Here is a 21,806-nt window from a genome sequence, read left to right on the forward strand (position 1 = left end):
ACATCTGGCGCGCAGATGCATCTTTTTTGCCGTTGAAAATGTAATCAGTTTTTCTTGGAAGTGCTGTCACGCTTGAGTAAGCACAAACAAGCGACGGCAATCAGTCCAATTTTCAACGCTGTTTTTCGTCTCGGTCGAGCCGTTTTATGCTTTGACATACGCACATTGTCCAAACACATAGGTGGCATGGATATTACGATCATCACCCATCAGCATGAGGGCAAATAAAGCATCTTCCAGATTTTTGGTATGTTGTTGACGTAGGGCTTGTAGCGCAGTGGCTTTTAAATCGAGCACCACAAAATCTGCTTCTTTGCCCAAATCAAAGTTTCCAAGTTTGTCCTCTAGATCTAAGGCTTTTGCTCCACCTAAAGTGGCATGGTACAGCGCTTCAAATGCGGATAGTTTATCGCCTTGAAGTTGTTGAACTTTGTAGGCTTCATTGATGGTTTGCAGTTGGTTAAATGATGTGCCTGCGCCAATGTCTGTGCCTAAGCCGACTTTCACCTGTTTTTCCCATGTTTTCTTTAATGGAAATAAACCACTGCCTAAGAACAAATTCGAGGTTGGACAAAACGCAATGGCAGAGTTGGTCTGATGCATACAGTCCCATTCAGCATCTTCCAAATGCACACAGTGCGCAAACACGGAACGTGATCCGGTCAGACCATAATGATGATAAACGTCCAAATAGCCGTTTTGCTCAGGGAATAATGATTTGACCCACGCAATTTCATTTTTATTTTCACTCAAATGTGTATGCACATAAACATCAGGATACTCGGTTTTTAGCTCCCCTGCCCGTGCCAATTGTTCAGGCGTTGAGGTTGGGGCAAAGCGAGGCGTGATGGCATACAGGTTACGGCCCTTGCCATGCCACTTCTCAATCAGTGCTTTGGAGTCGTTATAGCCACTCTCCGCGGTGTCACATAACGCTTCAGGTGCATGCCGATCCATCATCACTTTACCAGCAATTAAGCGCATTTGATGCTGTTCTGCAGCCTTAAATAAAGCATCAACCGATTGAGGATGAACGGTACAAAAAACAAGAGCTGTTGTGGTTCCGTTTTTGAGTAACTCGTTTACGAAGAACTGTGCAATTTGCTCTGCATAAGCCGGATCTTTAAATTGGATTTCGGTTGGGAAGGTATAGGTATCAAGCCATTCCAGTAGCTGTTCACCATAAGCCCCCATCATTTCAGTTTGAGGATAATGAATGTGGGTGTCGATGAAACCCGGAACTATCAATTGATCAGGATAATGCTGTATTTCAACCTGATCTGGGAGATGGTGTTGGCCCTCAGACCATGGACCGAACCATTGAATTTTTCCGGCTTGCGTAATCAGCAAACCATCTTCGAAATAGCGCACTTGGTCGTGAATTTCACGTGCTTGGGCAACTGTATTCTGAATATCTAGAAAGCGACCACGGATCGCTGTAGATGCGATAACAGAAGACATGACATACCTGCAGTTTAGAATTTTTTCGATTGATTGTAGCTTAATTTGGTTCAAAATACCGTTAGAGTAATTGTGAAAATGTGTTCTAAAAAATAGAACAACTGTTTATGAGTGATTCTGTTTTTTTGTTCATTGTATTTGATTTGAATAATACAAAAGCATTGAGCTGTATACATTGCATCGATGAATGAATAAAGACCATGAGTCGCAACGCTTGCTATATTGATCTCAAGAGCGCCCTTTAAAAAACGATAATGAACCCTTTAGTGAACATGAGCTATTCAGACCAATTAAAGCATAACCTGCTTCAGCATCAAGGCATCATGCAGATTTTACATGCCCTGTATGCCATAGATACACAGGCTTATTTGGCTGCAGGCGTGGTTCGTAATTTGATTTGGTCACAGCGACATCAACAACTCTATGTACTGGAAGGCACAGAAGTGGATGTGATTTATTATGCGGAACATGATGATGGAACACAGGGTCAAAGAATTCAACAGCAGATGCAGTTGAATTTTCCTCACATTCATTGGGATGTCACCAACCAAGCGACAGTACATCAGTGGTATCGTTTGGAAAATGGTGAGCCGATACAGGCGCTCAAGTCGATTGAGCATGCGCTATCTTTGTGGCCAGAAACTGCCACTGCCATCGCCGTTAAATTGGATGATCAACAACAAATACAGCTGATTGCTCCTTTGGGTTTAGATGATTTATTTGAGTTAAATGTCCGTTGGAACCCACGTTTAGTCAGTCAGGCGACTTTTTTGCAGCGTGTGCAGCAAAAACAATTTTTACAACGCTGGCCGAAACTCAAACTCTTGATGACGCCTGAAGCTTAGCTCATGGCTTTATTACAGAATAAAAAAGCCTTCTCGAAAGAAGGCTTTTAATCATCTAAGTGTTTTAAAGCATGGTTTCATTGTACTTCTTGCTGTGTCGGATCGATAACCACGCGGTGATGGTTAAGGTCACCACAATAAAGCCGAGTGAAATCCAAATTGGCATGTGGAACACATCAAGCAACAGCATCTTAGCGCCAATAAATACCAGGATAATGCCCAGACCATATGGTAAGTAATGCATTTTCGATGCAGCACCAGACAAGAGGAAGAACATGGCACGTAGACCCAAAATCGCCATCAAGTTTGCCGTCAGTACAATGAATGGGTCAGAGGTAACCGCAAAGATTGCTGGGATTGAGTCAACCGCAAAAATGACGTCCGAAGCTTCAACCAAGATCAACACTAAAAAGAGCGGCGTTGCCCACAAGACACCATTTTGACGAACGAAGAATTTATCTTCATGCATTTGAGGAGTAATACGCATGTGTTTACGTAGCCACTTCAAAATTGCCATATCTTCGATATCTTTGTCGTCTTCGTCTGAACCCTTAAGGAATTTAAAGCCGGTATACACTAGGAATGCGCCGAAGATGTACAGTACCCAAGAGAATTCTTGAACGAACCATGCCCCAATAAAAATAAAGATGGTACGCAGCACAATTGCACCAAGGACACCGTAGAGTAACAGTTTACGCTGCAAAGCAGGTGGAATGGCAAAGGCAGCAAAGATCATGAGCCAGACAAAAACGTTATCAATTGCGAGTGATTTTTCGAGCAGATAACCAGCGAAATATTCCATGACTTTGGTGTTTGCAACAGCGACACCAGCGGTTTGCTGTAAGTAGAGCCACAGTGCACCACCGAATAAGGTAGCCACAGAGACCCATGCAATACTCCAATAGGCAGCGGTTTTGACTTTGATTTCTTGGCCTTTGTTATTTTTAAAGCCTAAAAAGTCGATGAGTAGCATGATGGTGACTAAACCGAAAAATGCCAGATATAGCCATAATGAGCCAATCGTTTCCATGTGTATTCTCCACATCTAACAACCAGCCATAAAAAAACCTCGACCAGTTGCCAGACGAAATAAAACGCCTGAGACAACATGATCAAGGTCTTGCCTACATCGTACTGTAATGATTTGCAGCAGCGATGCTCAGATACCGACTTTTTGCAAAGTGTAATGACGATATTCTGACACGTAAAACAAGGTTTACGTTTGGAGGAGGCTACTCCCCTTGTTCAAATTTTGTTTTGGACACTGTCCAAATATGCGGCAAAGCATGACAGTTTTTAGTACAAAGTGCAATCGGCAATTTGCGAATTCATTTAATGTGCCACAGGAGGGTTAAAATCACCACGGTGTACTAACGCTAAGGCTAAAAGTGTGCCGATCACGGCGATGATTCCTCCGATCACACCAATATAACTCAAACCGAAATGAACGCTGACGATACCGCCCAAGAGTGCACCACCGCCAATCCCGACATTATAAAGTCCTGAATAGATAGCCATGGCGACATCGGTGGCGTCGGATGCGAGATGTAGTGTCTTTGACTGTAATGCGAGACTAAATCCAATGATACTCATGCCCCACAATAAGCACACTGCACTTACACCTGCAAAACTGAAAGAAACAGGAAGCAACAGCAGCATGGATAAAGCCAGTGTGGCTGTACTCAAAGGAATCGCAACTTTGGGATATTTCCCACCAAATTTTCCAAAGAGATAAGAACCTAGAAAGCCTGCTGCACCAAAGATTAATAACAACGTGGTGGTTTGCATGGAGCTGAATGCAGCAATGTTGAGCGAGAACGGTTCGATATAGCTATATGCGGTAAATTGCGCGCTAATTACGATAATGGTTAATGCAAAGACCATCATTAAGCTTGGACGGCGAATAAACTGTTTTAGGCTGCTCAGCGAGCCAGAGTTCAAACTCGGCAGTATCGGCAGCGTTTTGGCTAAAATCAGGCAAACGATACTGGCGCCAATGCCAATCAGAGCAAAGGTATTTCGCCAACCATAAGCTTCTCCAACCATCCGCCCAAACGGAATACCGAGAACCATTGCCAAAGCTGTGCCTGTGGCCAAAAGACCCAAGGCCTGAAATTCTTTGCCTTTCGGCGCAACACGAACTGCCAGCGACGCAGTAATGGACCAAAAAAGTGCATGCGAGAAAGCAATGCCAATTCGACTGAGCAATAAAGTATTAAAGCTCCATGCGAAATACGACAGAATATGGCTGACAATAAACACCATAAATAAGCAAATCAGGAGCGAGTGACGTTCAATATTTTTGGTCAATAACATGATCGGCAAAGAAATCGGCGCAACCACCCATGCATAGAGCGTAATCATGATGCCGACATCGGTCGCGGCTAAATTAAAGGTTTTGCCAATATCGCTGAGCAACGCGACAGGTACAAATTCAGTGGTATTAAAAATAAATGCTGCGAAAGCCAAAGCAATCACAGCCGTCCAAGAGCCAGAAGAAGCCGTTTCGGAGGGAGAGGCAGACATGAGTGTCTTCAAATAAAAAAAGTGGCATATTTTACTATGCTCTATACACAAGCAGGAACCGATTTAAGCCCTGTACATGCGGTTTAAATTAATACAAAAACAACAGAGTTGACCTGCATTACATGCCAATTTATAAAAAAATGGAGGAAATTTAAGATGTTTGTACAACAAGATGATGATCAAAAAAAAGGAGCTTTCTTTGTTGAGCAAGATGGGGAGCGTTTGGCAGAGATGACTTACTCATGGGCAGGCGATGATAAATTTATTATTGATCATACCGATGTCAGTGATAGCTTGCGAGGACAAGGTGTTGGACGACATCTCCTCGATGCAGCAGTGAATTTTGCTCGGGAAAAGAACGTGAAAATTATTCCGCTCTGCCCTTTTGCAAAATCTGTATTTGATAAAGATGAATCGATTCGTGATGTTCTGCGCTAATACGCTAAATTGTATAGCGTGATGTGAATTAATCATTTGGATAAATAAAAAAAACAGCCTGATGGTATTGCAATCAGGCTGTTTTATTTGAAATCTAGTTGTGAAGTTGAATTAAGATCGTGATTTATACAGCGATACAACCAAGCATGCTGCAGCAATGAGCAATACAAAGATAGCGACAAGATAAAGGTCCATAATAAAAATATCCGGCAAGTGTGATTTAATTGTTTTTTAATTAATGTGAAAGGTGTACGGATTTATTATCACCTACAGTTGAATATAGGTCGTTTAAGTTCTGTACCAATCACTTTCTCGTTTGTTACACGGTGTATTTTTTCATAAAAAGGAAGAAAAAACAGTGACTATGCAACATCAAGATAATGGTCAAAAAGGTGAATTTTTTCAGTTAAATGCTGAGGGTGTACGCCTCGCAGAAATGAGTTATCTATGGCGTGATGAACACAGCATTGTGGCAAATCACACGTGGGTAGATGATTCCTTACGTGGGCAAGGGGTTGCTCGTGTACTATTGGATCATTTGGTGGAATTCGCTCGTGAGAAACACTTAATAATTATTCCAACCTGTTCTTATGTAGAGGTGATGTTTCGCCGAGACAAGACATTAGCCGATGTTCAAGCCTAAAAAAGCCCGCGATGCGGGCGTTTTATCAGTATGAAAATTTAAAAACTGCTTTGTGCTCAATTGAGCTTGAGTTTCAACACCGTTGATGGTGTTTTGACGATATGTGGCCACAATTGTAACAAAATCGAGCAGATCAATATTCCTAAAACCAAGCTTAAACACATGATATTTAATAAAGCAAAATCATTCAGCACGAAATAAATACTGCCAATGGTCATCATCATTAGTAAATAAATAAGATAGTGAGGAATCACGGTGCGCAGTGTTATTCCTAAAATAAATGAGCAAATAACGACATTAAAAAAATCTGAAACGCCAAAATTATTCAGTATGATCAAGGCAGCAAAATATACACAAGTGATCGATAAAAAAATGAGTAAATTTTTAAGCATGGTCGGCCTCTTTATTCATCTTCAAATGGAAATAATTTCATTGTTTTAATATGTATAAGTTTAAAAAAATGAAGGTGATATCGGTATACGTGATCTTGGTTTTGTGTTGTAAGTTAAAAAGCACATTTGATTAAAAAATATACAAATATTTACTCATCCTGTAGCGCTTTCTACGTTAAAATCGTGCAAATACTTTAAGAATAAACACAATGATACAACTCTGTTATGCCAGTACACGTGTAGAACAACAATTTGATTTAATACAAGATTTAAGTGATATTTTGGTAAGAGCCCGCAGCTTCAATAACGAACAGCGTATTTTTGGCGTGCTGTACTATGCCGAAGGCCGGTTCTTCCAATGCCTGCAAGGTGAGCAAGCGGCTCTCGAACAGCTTTTTCAGCATATTGCGAAAGATACTCGCCATAGGGATATTGTGCGTTATCCTGATCAAAATATTGATCAAATCGATTTTTCAAAATGGTCGATGAAATATGTCAACCGACATAGTGAAATTGCTAGTTTGTTTCAGCGCTTTGGATATTCAAGCTTTCAACCCGACGTGCTCAATCTAGAACAAATTCAGGCGTTTTTAACGACATTGTTAAGATTAGAGAATGTTGAACAGCCGGTTAAGCTGGATTTAGGCTATAAAAACCGAGGCTATCAGCATTATTTTTAAGCTGAGTGTGAATAAAAAAAAAGCCCGCGCAGCGGGCTTTTTTTTATTTTATCTAGTGGGTTTAGGCTTTTAATGCACTGATCAACTTCTGATGTAAACCACCAAAACCGCCATTCGACATAATCACCACAGCATCGCCCTCGCCTGCCTCGCTTACGATGGTTTGAATGATGTCATCCAGTGAACGAGCCACCACAGCTTTATTCGTAGCAGCTTCAATCACAGGCTGTAGATCCCAATCCAAACCTTCAGGTTGATACCAAATCACTTCATCCGCTAAGCGTGCAGAATGTGCAAGGCCATCTTTATGGCTACCCATGCGCATGGTGTTAGAACGTGGTTCGATTACCGCCCAAAGCTTACGTTGACCCAGACGCTTACGCGCACCTTCTAACGTGGTATCAATCGCCGTTGGGTGATGTGCAAAGTCGTCATACACTTCAATGCCACGGATTGTGCCCAAAAGCTCCATACGACGTTTTACACCGCCAAAGTTTGAAAGTGCTTCGCACGCCGTTTCAATCGAAACACCGACATGTTCAGCCGCAGCAATGGTTGCCAAAGCATTGGCTACACTGTGTTGCCCAGTCATATTCCATTTGACTTCGCCTTTTACCACACCGTGTTGTAATACTTTGAAGTGAGAACCATCGTTCGATAGTTGTTCTGCGTACAGTTCAGACTTTTCATTGGCATCTAAAGATGTACGCACTACAGGTGTCCAGCAGCCCATTTCCAAGACTTCATCAATATTTGTCTCTGTGATGGGCGCAATGATACGGCCTTCACTTGGAATAGTACGCACTAGATGATGGAATTGTTTTTGAATCGCCGCCAAGTTGTCGAAGATATCGGCATGGTCAAATTCAAGGTTATTTAAAATCGCCGTTTTTGGATGATAATGCACGAACTTCGAACGTTTGTCGAAGAATGCAGAATCGTATTCATCGGCTTCTACACAGAAGTATTTTCCACCGCCTAAACGTGCACTCTCAGTGAAACCCAATGGCACACCGCCAATCAAAAAGCCTGGTTCTAAACCTGCTTGATCGAGGACCCAAGCGAGCATGGTCGTTGTTGTCGTTTTACCATGGGTGCCTGCAACACCTAAGACATGTTTACCTTGTAGCACGTGGTCTGCAAGGAACTGTGGGCCAGAAATATAAGGCAGGCCTTCGTTCAGCATGTATTCCACTGCATCAATGCCACGTTTCATTGCATTGCCGACAATCACGAGATCTGGGTGTGGTTGAAGGTGGCTACGGTCATAGCCTTGCATTAAGGTAATGCCTGCATTTTCCAATTGGGTAGACATTGGTGGGTAAACGTTTTGGTCTGAACCCGTCACCTTATGTCCTAAATCACGCGCCAAGAGCGCCAATGAACCCATAAAGGTGCCACAAATACCCAAGATATGCAGATGCATTCGTTCTAACTCCACTGCTTTTATCGACACATCACTTTGTTATTGTGGTGTTGTCATTATAGATTTGGTTGAAAAGGTTAATTTCATTTGAGAGCAACCATAGCAAGGGTCTTAGCGAAAAGATAGATTTTTTTGTATGAGATCGTGCAAAAAGATTGAGCACGTAACTGATCAAATGTACGCAATTTTCTTGAGGATAAAAACACGGAAAATAGGCGCGAAATCATGATGAAAAACGTACAATAAGCGCAATTTTTTGCGATCTTGATTGCTTATGTCACTTGCCCTATTTTTATTGATTATCTCCAACTGTTTTATGACTTTGGCCTGGTATGGACATCTGAAATTTCTACATGATGCGCCGCTCTGGCAAGCGATTTTATTTGGATGGGCTATAGCATTACTCGAATATAGTTTTATGATCCCAGCAACGCGACTGTTGGCCAAACATGGGTGGTCTTTGGGTCAAATGAAAATCACACAAGAAGTCGTGACGCTATTGGTCTTCGTTCCATTTATGATTTTCCTTTTTAAACAAACCTTTAAGTTGGACTATTTGTGGGCAGGTTTATGCCTTTTTGGATGTGTCTATTTCGTGTTTCGCAGTGCTTAACTGATCCAATGCTGCATGGCTCTGATCATTTAAGTGAGGCGTGTTTGCAGGCATTTTTGAGGACTTTACTAAACTCACGGTCTCGTGGAGTGGGATCTTCATAGTCAAAGGCATAATCACTTTCACTGGTCAGTACAGTCATTTGACCGTCTGCTTCAAAGTCCATGAGTGCAAAAACATAGCTTTGGTCATCACAATACACACGATATTTTGAACTTGAATACATTTTATCACGGCCATTATCTGCTTTGTAATAGCCTGTCATCTTGACCGACTCACGTTTATCAATGATCGATTTGCCAGTGACTAAAAATTTTTCGTGGATGTAGCCATTACTCTTAATTTGGCCGTTATAGTCTTTTTGTTGCTGTAAAAGGTTAAATTCTTTCACAAATTGGTTCGTATTGAGTTGAACGAGTTGGGCAAAACTTTGAGAGCTTAGGGCTAGAGTAAGTAGGATAAACATCTGTTTCATATTTAAAGTGTTGTTATAAATATTGATTTAATAAAAGTTTTTATAAAATTGAAAAAAATAAAAATATTTTCATCAAAATATTATGGAGTTTTCTCTTTAAAGACAACCGTTAAATTTTATTGAGATGAATTTTCAGTCTATAATATGGGGCTCTTATTAAAGCTTGGCTCTAGTCGAGATTTACTCTCTCTTACTTTAATCTCTGGAAACATTGCAATGAATGCGGCCGCTTCACAAGACACTCCTCTCGTTGGAATTATCATGGGTTCTCAATCGGATTGGGCAACGCTAGAAAACACTGCCAATATGCTCAAACAGCTTGGCGTCCCATTTGAAGCGGAAGTTGTATCTGCACACCGAACTCCAGATCGATTATTCGAATATGCTGAAACCGCACGTGATCGTGGTATTCAAGTGATTATTGCCGGTGCTGGCGGTGCAGCACATTTGCCTGGCATGTGCGCAGCGAAGACTGACCTACCTGTACTTGGCGTACCTGTGAAATCATCAATTTTAAACGGCGTGGATTCATTACTGTCTATCGTGCAAATGCCCGCAGGTATTGCCGTTGGTACTTTGGCGATTGGCCCAGCGGGTGCAACCAATGCAGCGATCATGGCGGCACAAATTTTAGGTTTAACACGTCCTGAAATCGCAAAGAATGTTGCAGATTTCCGCGCTGCGCAAACCGATAAAGTGGCGAGTAAAAATATTCCGGGTCAAGCTTAATTAAGGGGCATTTCTCATGGATAAAACCATTGGTATTTTTGGTGGTGGCCAGCTTGGTCGCATGATGGCGCAAGCGGCATTGCCTTTAAACATTCAATGCACCTTCTTTGAAGCGAGTACCGACTGTCCTTCTGCAGCCCTAGGTCCAGTGATTTCGACCCAAGCTGAAAATGGCTTGCAAGATTTCATTCAGAGCGCAGATGTTTTCAGCTTAGAGTTTGAAAATACTCCGTTAGCAGATGTTGATGTATTGACCAAAAACAAAGCATTGCACCCACCGCGCCAAGCTTTAGCGATTGCACAGCATCGTTTGTCTGAAAAAGCCTTGTTTGATGAGTTGGCTATTCCAGTTGCACCCTATAAGGCCGTGACGTCTTTAGAGAGTTTAGAAGCCGCTGTTGCTGAACTGGGTTTACCCATCGTACTGAAAACATCGCGTGGCGGTTATGACGGTAAAGGTCAATTTGTGCTACGTAGCGCTGATCAAATGGATCAAGCATGGGCTGAACTGGGCCCTGCTGGTGAATTGATTGCGGAAAGCTTTGTAACCTTCTCACGTGAAGTCTCAATCATTGCGGTGCGTGGTCAAGACGGTGATGTGAAAACATGGCCATTGGCGGAAAACCACCACCACAACGGCATTTTGTCGCATTCGATTGTGCCTGCGCCAAACAGCGCAGACTTACAAGCAGTTGCGCAAGACTACATTACTCGCCTGCTCAATCATTTGAATTATGTCGGTGTTTTGACGCTAGAACTGTTTGTGACCGATAAAGGCTTATATGCCAATGAAATGGCGCCACGTGTGCATAACTCGGGGCATTGGTCGATTGAAGGTGCAGTGTGTTCACAGTTTGAAAACCACATTCGTGCTGTAGCAGGTTTGCCTTTGGGTTCGACTGAAGTTGTTCGTCCAACGGTCATGGTAAACATCATTGGCCAACATCCGAAATCTGAAGATGTATTGGCACTGAATGGCGCACATTTGCATCTGTATAACAAAACAGAGCGTGAAGGTCGCAAAATCGGTCACATCACATTAATGCCGAACGATACTGCAGAATTAACAGCTTTATGTCGTGCTTTGGCGAAAATTTTGCCGAATCCACTGGCACTTAGCGAAGATATGACCATTTAAACCATAGTTTGAATGATAAAAAAGCGGTCATGCACATGGCCGCTTTTTTTATCGCTATAGTTCGGGCATCATTGCGCCTCTTTGCAAAATCACACCGCTTATCGGTGAAACGATAAGAAACCTTTGATCACAAAGTGTTCATTCGTTTATAAATATTCTGCGCTAATCTTCGTATGGTTTTTTTTGTGTATCAATAGTCTGCGATTTGTTTGAATCAAAATCAAAAATAACCAATGCGTTTTGAATTCAAATTGTGTTTTTAAATTCAAACTATGAATTTGAATTCAAAAAAATCCTATACGAAAAAAATGAATTCAAAGTTTATGAATTCAAATTTGAAAAAATGAATTCATTTCTCTGTGTTTAAATTTAAAAATTTGAATTTAAAAGTTGCTCAGACTTATTGGATCTATAGGGAGTGTATTTTAAAACCTATAATATTTTGATTATTAATAATAAAAATGAATTTTTACCCCATTTTGCATTTGTGGATAATTTTTTATGCGCCTAATTTATTTTTAAATTTAAAAGTTTTGAATTTAAATTTAAACCAGTGTTTGGTTTGTAGTGAATTTAAAGTTGGGTTGTGGGTAACTGCTTTTGAATTCAAATTTTAAAAATGAATTTAAATAAGTAGAAAATATGAATTTAAATTTACGTTTTGAACCTTTAACTTTTGTTTTGAGCTGCTATTGTTAAAGCAACAATTTAAATTCAAAAAAGATCAAGGGTATGAAGCATCACTTAGGATTTGTTTTCGGGACTGCTTTATTGGCAATAACTCAGGCAAATGCCGAGTTGATTATTAATGGTCAGTCTGTCAATGCGTCGAGCATGCCTACAACAAGCAGCATTTCACCACAAAATAACTTTCAAGGTTGTTTAGCCAATTTGCGCTCGCAAGCAATGAATGCTGGTGTGAGTGCATCCACTTATGATCGCTATACACAAAATTTAACACCTGATTATTCTGTGATTGAAAAGCTCAACTATCAGCCTGAGTTTTCAACTCCGATTTGGGACTATCTGTCCGGTCTGGTAGATGAAGAGCGTGTACAACTGGGTCAGCAGAAATTGGCGCAGCATCGTGATGTATTAAACCGTGTCGCAGCGGCTTATGGTGTGCCTGCTGAAACCGTGGTCGCGGTTTGGGGTGTGGAGAGTAATTTTGGTGATATTGCGGGTAGCTATCCTTTATTACAGTCATTGGGCACTTTAAGTTGTGAAGGACGCCGTCAAAGCTATTTCCGTGGCGAGTTTTTTGCAGCCATGCGGATTTTGCAGCGTGGTGATTTAAATGAATCTCAATTGAAAGGTTCGTGGGCAGGTGCATTTGGTCATACCCAATTTATGCCGAGTACCTATGAAGAACTGGCCGTGGATTTTGATGGTGATGGCCGCCGTGATTTGGTATCGAGCACCACGGATGCTTTGGCATCTACAGCCAACTTCCTGAAAAAGCGTGGTTGGCAAACTGGTCAGCCGTGGGGCTTTGAAGTCAAAATTCCGGATGGCATGTCGATCAGTAGAGAAAGTCGCCGTAATAAAAAGTCATTAGACAGCTGGATGAATCGTGGTTTACAGCGTGCGGACGGTACGTCTTTAATACAAGGTAACCTTTCTGGATCGAGCCAAGCTGGATTAATGGCACCGGCTGGGGCAAGTGGGCCTGTATTCTTGGTGTTTAAAAATTTCGATGCAATCTATAGCTACAATGCGGCAGAGAGTTATGCATTAGCGATTGCGCATTTATCCGATCGCTTGCAAGGCAAGGGCGGCTTTAGTACGACATGGCCAACCGATGATTCTGGGACTTCACGTGCGGAACGACGTGAGATTCAACAATTTTTACTTAACCGTGGCTATGACATTGGTAAAGTGGATGGATTAATTGGAGATAAAACCCGTCAAGCCATTCGACAAGAGCAAAATCGACTGGGTTTAAGCCCAACAGGTCGGGCGGGACAGCAGATTTTACAGGCTTTCCGTAATGAACATGCCAAGGCAATGATGAATTAAGTTTTAGCTATGCTTTTATATAGTAGTTAATCTATATAAAAGCTTGTCTATATAAAAAAGGTCTGCAATTGCAGACCTTTTTTATATGTTTTTGACTCTTAAACCGCAGTGATTGTACCTAAGATACGATAGCCAGCAGCACCCGTCACACTTGGTAAATTTGCACTAAGCTGATTGACAAAGCGCATCGCCAACCAAGCAAAGGCCGTCGCTTCCACCCATGTTGGGCTTAAGCCTAAATCTGCGGTACTTTGCACCGTCCATTCATGTTTACGTAGACGCCAGCGCAGTTGTTCTAAAAGGTGTGAATTATATGCACCACCACCACAGACATAGACTTCACCGGTATCCATATCAGAACGGTAAATGGCTTTTTTAATGGCACGTGTGGTGAGTTTCATTAAGGTTGCTTGAATGTTTTCTGGCGTATCTTCGAGTTCGTCATATTCGAGATCTCCACGCCAATCGAGAATCTGTTCATCTAACCATTCTAGATTGAAGTCTTCACGACCTGTACTTTTTGGCGGTTCCTTAGAGAAAAACTCATGCGCTTGTAAGCGGTCGAGCAGGCTGCGAATAGGCTGACCATAAGCCGCCCAGTTGCCATTTTCATCATACGGCTGACCAGTATAACGTTCGCACCAAGCATCCATTAAAATGTTGGCAGGGCCTGTATCAAAGCCATAGACATCTTCAGGTTTACCCGCAGGTAACATGCTGACATTGGCAATGCCACCCAAATTTAAAATCACACGGTGAATGGTGTCATGTTGGAAAAGCGCTTGATGGAACGCAGGAACTAAAGGTGCGCCTTGACCACCCGCAGCCATATCGCGGCGGCGAAAGTCTGAAATCACAGGGATTTTAGTGAGTTCGGTAATAATATTGGGGTCGCCAATTTGCAGGGTAAAACCATGTTCAGGACGGTGGCGGATGGTTTGTCCATGTGAGCCAATCGCCTTGATTTGACTACGATCTAGCTGATTCTTCTCGATCAATTCATTAATGCCATGACCGATCATTTGAGCTAAAGCAACGTCTGCCTTACCCATACGATCAATTTCGTTATCATCAGGCAAGGTGAGGGCCATCAGTTCATCACGAAGGTCTAGGTCAAAGGGAAGTGTGAGTGTCGCATGAATCTCTAAAGGATCAAAAGAAGCAGCAACAATATCGACACCATCCATGCTTGTGCCGGTCATTACCCCAATGTAGATCGCTGTCATGATGATTCTTAAGCCTGCAATGTGCTGAAAAAGTGTTAGTATATCGCACAAATTGTATAACTGATCTATTTGGATTTTGTGATGTCAAATTTCCTGCCGGCTGAAGAACAACTTGCCCTCATCCAACGAGGCACACATGAGATTATTTCTGAAGAAGATCTTCTTAAGAAATTAAAGCAGAATCGCCCATTAAAAATTAAAGCGGGTTTTGACCCGACTGCACCTGATTTACATTTAGGTCATACGGTTCTGATTAATAAATTAAAAGTTTTCCAAGATTTAGGTCATGAAGTTTACTTCCTGATTGGTGACTATACAGCCATGATCGGTGACCCAACGGGTAAGAGCGCTACGCGTCCGCCGTTGTCTCGTGAAAAAGTTTTAGAAAATGCTAAAACTTATCAAGAACAAGTATTTAAGATTCTTGATCCAGCGAAAACTAAAGTTGTGTTTAACTCAGAGTGGTTTGGTCAAAAAACTGCTGCTGACTTGATTCAGTTAGCTTCACAGCAAACTGTGGCACGTATGTTGGAACGTGATGACTTCACTAAACGTTATAACAGCCATCAACCGATTGCGATTCACGAATTTTTATATCCATTGGTACAAGGTTATGACTCAGTTGCACTAGAAGCGGATGTAGAGTTAGGTGGTACAGACCAAACCTTTAACTTGCTGATGGGTCGTACATTACAAAGCCGTTATGACCAAGAATCTCAAGTGTGCATTACTGTGCCAATTCTTGAAGGTTTAGACGGCGTAAATAAAATGTCTAAATCTTTGGGTAACTATATTGCTGTATTTGATGCACCGGGTGCGATGTACCAAAAAGTGCTTTCAATGCCAGATGATTTGATCGAACGTTACTTTGACTTGTTGAGCTTTAAATCGATTGAAGAAATTCAACAGTTGCTCAAAGAAGTGGCTGAAGGTCGTAACCCACAAGAAGTGAAGAAAATTCTTGCACTTGAATTGGTTGAGCGTTTCCATGGCGCAGAAGCTGCGGCAAATGCGCACAAAGGTGCAGGCAACTTGATTACTGAAGGTGAACTTCCAGAAGGTACACCAGAAGTGACTATTTCTCGTGGCGCATTTGGTGGTGAGATTTTCATTACTTCTATTTTGCGTGAAGCGGGTTTGACTAAAAATGCTGCTCAAGCAAAAGATGCAATTGGTCGTGGCGCGGTGAAAGTGGATTGGGAAGTGGTTGATGCAGGTTATGCTGTGTCAGAAAACAAAACTTTGATCATCCAAGCGAGCAAAAAAGCGATCGCAAAAGTAACTTTTACCGACTAATAAATTCTTGAATTTTTAGTTAAGTTATTGAATTAAAAGCAGGCTTCGGCCTGCTTTTTTTTACCAATTAATATATTAATAATATAAATAAGCAAATTCAAAAAAAACCTTATAAAAACAACACTTAAATTTTGCCAAATGTGTTGCATTTCTTGAATTTTATGTATAAGATTTATTCATCTAGAGAGATATATATACCATCTAGAGGGTACATAACGATAACTCCACTTTTTATAAGTCTCTTCCCCAAGGGACTCTTTTTTTTAGTGAGTTAACAAATAACTATAATAACTACACGATGGATCGACTAAAGATTCAATTCTAAGGGAAAGATTTTGGGAGAGATCTTTCCCTTTTTTATTTGTAGAATTGAGTTATTCCTTTCAAAAATCACATTTATTTCTGTATTAAAGACTTTAATCGCGCCAGAAAAAAAAGCCCGATTCAATCGAGCTTTAAAATGTCTTTACTCAGATAGATGTTCATTGAGTTTTATTTTAGGGCTTAGGGCCAAATTGAATGAAGCTTAATTTAGGTAAGATCCGCTTAACTAATGTTCCCACTAAAAGTGCGGTAATAATGGTGCCTTCACGGACTCCGATGACTTGATGTAAGATCAGCCAACTACTGATAACCGCAATACTGACCAAGAGGATGTCGCCATAGGTTTTACAGTTGCCAAAATCAAGGCGATAACGAACAGCAATGGCTTGATAGAGACCTTCTGCGGCCAAGAGGACTAGACTGGCTTTGACCACTAAGCTCACACCTAAAGCAGTAATCAGGCAACTTGCCAAGCAAGCTAGGAGTTGAAGTGGGTAACTTTCTATGCTCCAGCCTTGGGTCAGCCACATTAAACCGTCAATAAATGCACCAAACAAAATTCCCACGGGTAATTGCAGCCACTGTATCCATTGAAAGCGTGATTTTAAGATCAGCATTTGCAGCAGGATCATGACGATATGCATTAATACTGTTAATGTGCCGACGGTGAGTGGAAAGATATAGCTAAAGCTGTAGGGCACCGAGGAAATAGGGGATGTCCCTAAATTTGAATGTATAGAGAGTACGACACCAAAAGCCAATAATCCTAATCCGCTTAATAGTAAGAATAAGCGTGGAAAAAACTGTGTTGGCATCCTGCACCTAAAAAATAAAAAGAGTGTACGTAAAACGCAGCCTGCGCTCTATGCGTCTAAAGCCCAAAAATAGTGGCTTTTTATGACTGTGATCGTTAATAGTGATTATTCAAATAAAATAGGCTGTATTTTTATCAGCAAAAATGACTAAGCATGTAATTAAAATGATTTTTGCAAAAACAGGCCTTATGGAACAATGGTCAAAAATCAAAAAAGAGCAACAACATGGTGTATTACAATACCGATAATCATGATGAACAGATTGATCGAATCTTGAGATATTTATTTGATCACCAAACCACACAGTATAAGCGAGCATTATTTTGTGAGGCGCAGCAACAATTACATGATTTGGATATCGCAGCACAGTACCAACTATTTGCATTGGTACGAGAACAACTCCCTCGACGTGCCAAGCTGCTATTTTCTGCCGAGGATTTCCGTGGAAAGCAACAAGTCATCTTGGAAGTCATGCAACATTTAGCATTTGAACGTTAAAAAATGCTTGGAAATATAAAAATGCACGCAAAAAAATGTCTATAAAGCTTGAATAGGTGTGATGACAGAAAAAAATGATGTGCTTTGAGGAAGAAAAGTAGACTAATGATCAATAAATAATCAAAGCTACTTTTATTAGATTTAAAAGCGCTGAAAAAGATTTGCTAGATATAAGAAATTTACTTAATTAAATATCGACTATTTGCTAAAAATTTATAAAAAATGCCTCTGTACACGACAAATTTCATAGGATCCTTGTCCTATCAGGCTTTTTCTTTCTTAAAATTGCTAGCACTTTCTTAAATTCTTCTTTTTTTCCAAAACCAATCAAACGTAGAATAGCCATTTGAACATAGTCCAAACCGTAGCGAAATAAACTTACTGAAAGTCGTCCATGCTTCTTTATTTTTATCGCTTTTTTCCGATCATGTTGCCATTCACCTGTTAAATAGCACCAACAGAAACCGATAGCTAGCACTGCTATCAATTTCTTGACTCGTCTAGGGTGGGTCTGTTAAACGAGTATTTTCAAGATTGAATCCACGTCCTTTGAGACAACTAAATAACGTTTCGATTTCCCAGCGCAATGCATAATCACGAATAGCAGAAGCATTAAACATAGGAGAAACAACAAGTAAAAGTTCTCCATCTTCTAATCGTAGCGCACTAATATACAGTTTCACTCGACCAACCCAAATACGTCGTTTACGACATTCAGTTTGACCAACTTGAAGATGACGAAATAAATCACTAATTTTATGATTCTTGGCTAAGTGATTGGTCACAATAAAGTTTTTTTAACACGTATACAGAAGTTAATGTCATTTTCAATTAACCATGTAAACCATTTCTCACCGATAAATTCTCTGTCTGCAAAAACATTCACAATACGATCTTTACCAAAAATGGAGATAAAGCGTTGAATCAAAGCAATACGCTCTTTTGTATCTGAATTTCCACGTTTATTGAGCAATGTCCAAACAATAGGTATCGCTATTCCACGATAGACGATGGCTAACATCAAGATATTAATATCTCGTTTTCCCCATTTCCAATTAGTTCTATCCAAAGTTAATTGGACTTTATCGAATGAAAATATATTGAAAATTAACTGAGAAATTTGACGATAATCGAAATACTGATCTGCAAAGAAGCGTTGTATACGTCGATAAAATGATTGTGGTAAGCACTTGATGGGTAAGGCTTTAGATGCAGAAGAAAGATTACATGTCTGTTTTTACAATTAATGCAAACATAATCAGTGTAAAACATTTTGCATGTGACTTGTTCCACTTTAGATATTTGTTTAAGATGAGATGTAACTCATTGAAATGTGTCATCATATTCGTCGTCAGAAAACAAGTATTATGCCATTATTTCAATGAGTTATCTTTTTTTGTCGTGTACAAAGATATTTTTTAATGATAAATAAAAAGCCTATTTTTAAAGAAATTTAGCATACGGCATAGTGAAAACAACAATAGAGCAATTACTCAACAATAAACATTAACATCAATTATTTAGATTATATTCAATTTTAATAAAAAGACAAATGTGTATTAAAAATAGCCATCATACGTCTATTTTTGATTACAAAATATAATGAGGGGATTGCTTCCCATTTCATACATTTTTCATATATAAAAAGACATACTATTTTTAAGGTTTTTCTAAACCAATTTTTTTACTTCATAATTTTTAACATCATAATTAAAGGTGAACCATGCAAAATAAGAAGCGCACCCCATTAGACGCGCAACAGTCCCATCTTTGGATTATTGGTGGTGGTATCGCAGGTATGGCTGCTGCTGCATTTGCAATCCGTGATGCCAAAGTCCCTGCCAAAAATATCCATATTTTAGAAGAACTCGATATTTCAGGTGGTTCGATGGATGGTGGACATACACCGCATGCCGCGCAAGCTTGGGTAACACGTGGTGGGCGAATGCTGACCGATGAAACTTATTTGTGCCTATGGGACTTATTTTCCAGTATTCCATCTTTGGAAAATCCAGACATTTCGGTGCGTGAAGAATGTCGTGAGTTTAATGAAAAAGTGAAAACCCACGCCAATGCACGGTTGATTGATGCCGAACATGTCATTGCGGATGCAGCAAAGCTTGGTCTGAATACGCTACATCGTGCACAGATGCTGCGCCTATTAGCTTCAAAAGAAGAAAAAATTGGCAGTCGCCGCATTGATGAGTTTTTTGATGAAACCTTTTTTGAAACCAATTTCTGGCGCATGTGGCGCACGACTTTCGCTTTTCAAAAATGGCACAGTGCAGCAGAGTTAAGACGCTATTTCTTGCGTTTTATTCAAGAATTGCCACGCATTCATACCTTAGCGGGTGTGAAACGTACCAAGTACAACCAATATGACTCGATGATTCTGCCCCTACAGCGTTGGTTAGTCGCACAAGGCGTCGATGTGCGTTTTGGACACTATGTCACAGATGCAGACTTCATTACCAATGCTGAAACTCAAGAACGCTACGCTTCACGTCTATATGTACAATTGCCTGAAGGCTCAGAGCAAATTAATCTGAAAGCCAATGATTTAGCTATTTTCACTTTAGGCTCTATTACAGCAGACTCACGTTATGGCGGTAATCATGACGTGCCTGCCCTTATTCGTCATCGAGAAGATCATGGCTGGACGCTTTGGGAAACGCTGGCACAAAAAGCCCCAGACTTTGGCCGTCCAATGACTTTTTATGGCAATGTCGATGAACATAAGTGGGAGTCTTTCACTCTGACCATGAAAGATGACGTGCTACTTAAACGTATTATTGACTATACAGGCAACGAACCAGGCACAGGCGCACTCATGACTTGGTATGAGTCGGGTTGGCATTTATCCATCGTGGTTCCTGCACAGCCACACTTTGCCGACTTACCTGAAGGTTTATATACCTTATGGGGCTACGGTTTCCAAATTGACCATATAGGCGATTACATCAAAAAACCAATGTCCGAAGCCACGGGGCAAGAAATCCTAACAGAACTGATTAAACAGCTCGGTTTTGACGACATTTTAGATCATGTTTTGGCAACGACTGATGTTACTACCGCCATGATGCCATACGCCTCTGCCCTATTCGCCTGCCGTAAACCGGGGGACCGTCCACAGGTAATTCCACAAGGCTCACAAAACTTTGCTTTCCTTGGACAGTTTGTGGAAATTGAAGATGACGTGGTCTTTACTGTGGAATATTCAGTTCGTGGGGCGATGCTTGCCATTTATGAATTTTTTGGGGTGGAACGTGAAATCCCTGAAATTTACAACGGTCTACTTGATCCCAAAGTGGGTTTAAAAGCTTTAGAAACAGTGTTCCACTAAGTTTTTAATATATAGCGATAAGAGCACCTTTATGTCGCCACTATTACATAGTTTAATTTAAGCAACGTTTGGATACACGAGTGTGGCAGGGATGCCACACGTTATTCATCATAATAGGGATGTTATGTATGGGTAACAATCGAAATACTGATCTGCAAAGAAGCGTTGTATACGTCGATAAAATGATTGTGGTAAGCACTTGATGGGTAAGGCTTTAGATGCAGAAGAAAGATTACATGTCTGTTTTTACAATTAATGCAAACATAATCAGTGTAAAACATTTTGCATGTGACTTGTTCCACTTTAGATATTTGTTTAAGATGAGATGTAACTCATTGAAATGTGTCATCATATTCGTCTTCAGAAAACAAGTACTATGCCATTATTTCAATGAGTTATCTTTTTTTGTCGTGTACAAAGAAAAAATGCTTAAAAAATAGGTAAAAGTGCAATTTTTTTAGCAAAAACGCTTATAAAAAATACATACGTGAAAAATATAGTGAATTGGGGGTTGCAATGATTCTGAAATGCTCTAGAATGCACCCCATACCGACGAGATAGACGGAAACGAACAAAACGCGAAGCGTTGAGTTGTTGAGTTTATCGAAGTCCAGCTTCTAGCATTGACGAGATGTTAGAAAGATCATTAAGAGATTATGAAGAACAACTTGTGTGGATTTTTACTGATTGATCGATCGAAATTATTTTCATTGATTGATGGTAGAAATTACTCGAAGTTTATTTGAGCAAATTTTTGTCAGTAATTGATGAGCCAAGATTGGTACACTATATGTACTATTGATTTTAAACTGAAGAGTTTGATCATGGCTCAGATTGAACGCTGGCGGCAGGCTTAACACATGCAAGTCGAGCGGGAATAGGTAGCTTGCTACCGATTTCTAGCGGCGGACGGGTGAGT

18 protein-coding genes, 1 rRNA gene and 2 pseudogenes are annotated in these 21,806 nt (G+C 40.6%); 12 read left to right on the forward strand and 9 right to left on the reverse strand.

What is annotated here, in order from left to right:
• Window positions 1-144: 144 nt before the first annotated feature.
• Window positions 145-1,461 carry a guanine deaminase gene (gene guaD, locus FTT76_RS15650; protein WP_180050937.1) on the reverse strand — a complete coding sequence of 439 codons (1,317 nt, stop codon included), beginning with the start codon at window positions 1,459-1,461 and terminating at the stop codon, window positions 145-147.
• Between the two features lie 272 nt (window positions 1,462-1,733).
• Here guaD and FTT76_RS15655 point away from each other — a divergent pair, with 272 nt between their 5' ends.
• Window positions 1,734-2,306 (forward strand): nucleotidyltransferase family protein, encoded by a 573-nt coding sequence (locus FTT76_RS15655; protein ID WP_257224327.1) that lies wholly within the window; start codon window positions 1,734-1,736, stop codon window positions 2,304-2,306.
• A 64-nt stretch (window positions 2,307-2,370) separates the two neighbouring features.
• Here the strand turns inward: FTT76_RS15655 and FTT76_RS15660 are convergent, their stop codons facing one another.
• Both FTT76_RS15660 and FTT76_RS15665 read right to left on the reverse strand, forming a co-directional pair.
• Window positions 2,371-3,336, reverse strand: coding sequence for a TerC family protein (locus FTT76_RS15660; protein WP_180050943.1), 966 nt, complete (start codon window positions 3,334-3,336; stop codon window positions 2,371-2,373).
• A 302-nt stretch (window positions 3,337-3,638) separates the two neighbouring features.
• Window positions 3,639-4,832: a sugar transporter gene (locus FTT76_RS15665; RefSeq protein ID WP_180050946.1), complete on the reverse strand. Its 1,194-nt coding sequence runs from the start codon at window positions 4,830-4,832 to the stop codon at window positions 3,639-3,641.
• A 132-nt stretch (window positions 4,833-4,964) separates the two neighbouring features.
• Here FTT76_RS15665 and FTT76_RS15670 point away from each other — a divergent pair, with 132 nt between their 5' ends.
• From FTT76_RS15670 to FTT76_RS15680, 3 genes are all read left to right on the forward strand, one after another.
• Window positions 4,965-5,270 (forward strand): GNAT family N-acetyltransferase, encoded by a 306-nt coding sequence (locus FTT76_RS15670; protein ID WP_347269446.1) that lies wholly within the window; start codon window positions 4,965-4,967, stop codon window positions 5,268-5,270.
• Between the two features lie 316 nt (window positions 5,271-5,586).
• Entirely contained in the window at window positions 5,587-5,913 is a 327-nt protein-coding gene (locus tag FTT76_RS15675; protein WP_257224328.1) for a GNAT family N-acetyltransferase, read from the forward strand.
• Window positions 5,914-6,514: 601 nt separating this feature from the next.
• A complete protein-coding gene (locus tag FTT76_RS15680; RefSeq protein ID WP_180050952.1) occupies window positions 6,515-6,985 on the forward strand; it encodes a BLUF domain-containing protein in 471 nt (156 codons plus the stop codon).
• 61 nt (window positions 6,986-7,046) lie between these two features.
• Here the strand turns inward: FTT76_RS15680 and mpl are convergent, their stop codons facing one another.
• Window positions 7,047-8,411: a UDP-N-acetylmuramate:L-alanyl-gamma-D-glutamyl-meso-diaminopimelate ligase gene (mpl, locus tag FTT76_RS15685; RefSeq protein ID WP_180022934.1), complete on the reverse strand. Its 1,365-nt coding sequence runs from the start codon at window positions 8,409-8,411 to the stop codon at window positions 7,047-7,049.
• A 274-nt stretch (window positions 8,412-8,685) separates the two neighbouring features.
• Here mpl and FTT76_RS15690 point away from each other — a divergent pair, with 274 nt between their 5' ends.
• Complete coding sequence (locus FTT76_RS15690; RefSeq protein WP_180050955.1) at window positions 8,686-9,024, forward strand: DMT family protein; 339 nt, start codon at window positions 8,686-8,688, stop codon at window positions 9,022-9,024.
• Between the two features lie 25 nt (window positions 9,025-9,049).
• On the opposite strand, the gene FTT76_RS15695 is transcribed toward FTT76_RS15690, so the two are convergent.
• A complete protein-coding gene (locus FTT76_RS15695; protein ID WP_180190624.1) occupies window positions 9,050-9,499 on the reverse strand; it encodes a hypothetical protein in 450 nt (149 codons plus the stop codon).
• A gap of 216 nt (window positions 9,500-9,715) precedes the next feature.
• Between FTT76_RS15695 and purE the strand changes: the two genes are divergently transcribed.
• The 3 genes from purE (at window position 9,716) to FTT76_RS15710 (ending at window position 13,385) form a co-directional block, all read left to right on the forward strand.
• Window positions 9,716-10,228, forward strand: a complete 513-nt coding sequence (gene purE / locus FTT76_RS15700; protein WP_078189531.1) for a 5-(carboxyamino)imidazole ribonucleotide mutase — start codon at window positions 9,716-9,718, stop codon at window positions 10,226-10,228.
• A gap of 16 nt (window positions 10,229-10,244) precedes the next feature.
• Window positions 10,245-11,366 carry a 5-(carboxyamino)imidazole ribonucleotide synthase gene (locus tag FTT76_RS15705; protein WP_180190625.1) on the forward strand — a complete coding sequence of 374 codons (1,122 nt, stop codon included), beginning with the start codon at window positions 10,245-10,247 and terminating at the stop codon, window positions 11,364-11,366.
• Window positions 11,367-12,098: 732 nt separating this feature from the next.
• Window positions 12,099-13,385, forward strand: a complete 1,287-nt coding sequence (locus FTT76_RS15710; protein ID WP_180190626.1) for a lytic murein transglycosylase — start codon at window positions 12,099-12,101, stop codon at window positions 13,383-13,385.
• A 98-nt stretch (window positions 13,386-13,483) separates the two neighbouring features.
• Here FTT76_RS15710 and FTT76_RS15715 read toward each other — a convergent pair whose 3' ends face one another.
• Window positions 13,484-14,611: an anhydro-N-acetylmuramic acid kinase gene (locus FTT76_RS15715; RefSeq protein ID WP_168379846.1), complete on the reverse strand. Its 1,128-nt coding sequence runs from the start codon at window positions 14,609-14,611 to the stop codon at window positions 13,484-13,486.
• Window positions 14,612-14,674: 63 nt separating this feature from the next.
• Between FTT76_RS15715 and tyrS the strand changes: the two genes are divergently transcribed.
• Window positions 14,675-15,907 carry a tyrosine--tRNA ligase gene (gene tyrS, locus FTT76_RS15720; protein ID WP_171262600.1) on the forward strand — a complete coding sequence of 411 codons (1,233 nt, stop codon included), beginning with the start codon at window positions 14,675-14,677 and terminating at the stop codon, window positions 15,905-15,907.
• Window positions 15,908-16,404: 497 nt separating this feature from the next.
• On the opposite strand, the gene FTT76_RS15725 is transcribed toward tyrS, so the two are convergent.
• Window positions 16,405-17,046, reverse strand: a complete 642-nt coding sequence (locus FTT76_RS15725; RefSeq protein WP_180190627.1) for a YitT family protein — start codon at window positions 17,044-17,046, stop codon at window positions 16,405-16,407.
• A gap of 225 nt (window positions 17,047-17,271) precedes the next feature.
• Between FTT76_RS15725 and FTT76_RS15730 the strand changes: the two genes are divergently transcribed.
• Window positions 17,272-17,544 carry a hypothetical protein gene (locus tag FTT76_RS15730; protein WP_180190628.1) on the forward strand — a complete coding sequence of 91 codons (273 nt, stop codon included), beginning with the start codon at window positions 17,272-17,274 and terminating at the stop codon, window positions 17,542-17,544.
• A gap of 244 nt (window positions 17,545-17,788) precedes the next feature.
• Here FTT76_RS15730 and FTT76_RS15735 read toward each other — a convergent pair.
• Window positions 17,789-18,884: pseudogene (locus FTT76_RS15735) on the reverse strand (IS4-like element ISAba33 family transposase).
• Between the two features lie 383 nt (window positions 18,885-19,267).
• Here FTT76_RS15735 and FTT76_RS15740 point away from each other — a divergent pair.
• Window positions 19,268-20,887 (forward strand): oleate hydratase, encoded by a 1,620-nt coding sequence (locus tag FTT76_RS15740; protein ID WP_004883953.1) that lies wholly within the window; start codon window positions 19,268-19,270, stop codon window positions 20,885-20,887.
• A 111-nt stretch (window positions 20,888-20,998) separates the two neighbouring features.
• On the opposite strand, the pseudogene FTT76_RS15745 reads toward FTT76_RS15740, so the two are convergent.
• Window positions 20,999-21,236, reverse strand: a pseudogene (locus FTT76_RS15745) (IS4 family transposase); the annotation flags it as partial.
• A gap of 457 nt (window positions 21,237-21,693) precedes the next feature.
• Between FTT76_RS15745 and FTT76_RS15750 the strand changes: the two are divergent.
• Window positions 21,694-21,806, forward strand: a 16S ribosomal RNA gene (locus FTT76_RS15750); the annotation flags it as partial.

The organism is Acinetobacter sp. YH01009, assembly GCF_013420765.1.
Taxonomy (GTDB): Bacteria; Pseudomonadota; Gammaproteobacteria; order Pseudomonadales; family Moraxellaceae; genus Acinetobacter; species Acinetobacter amyesii.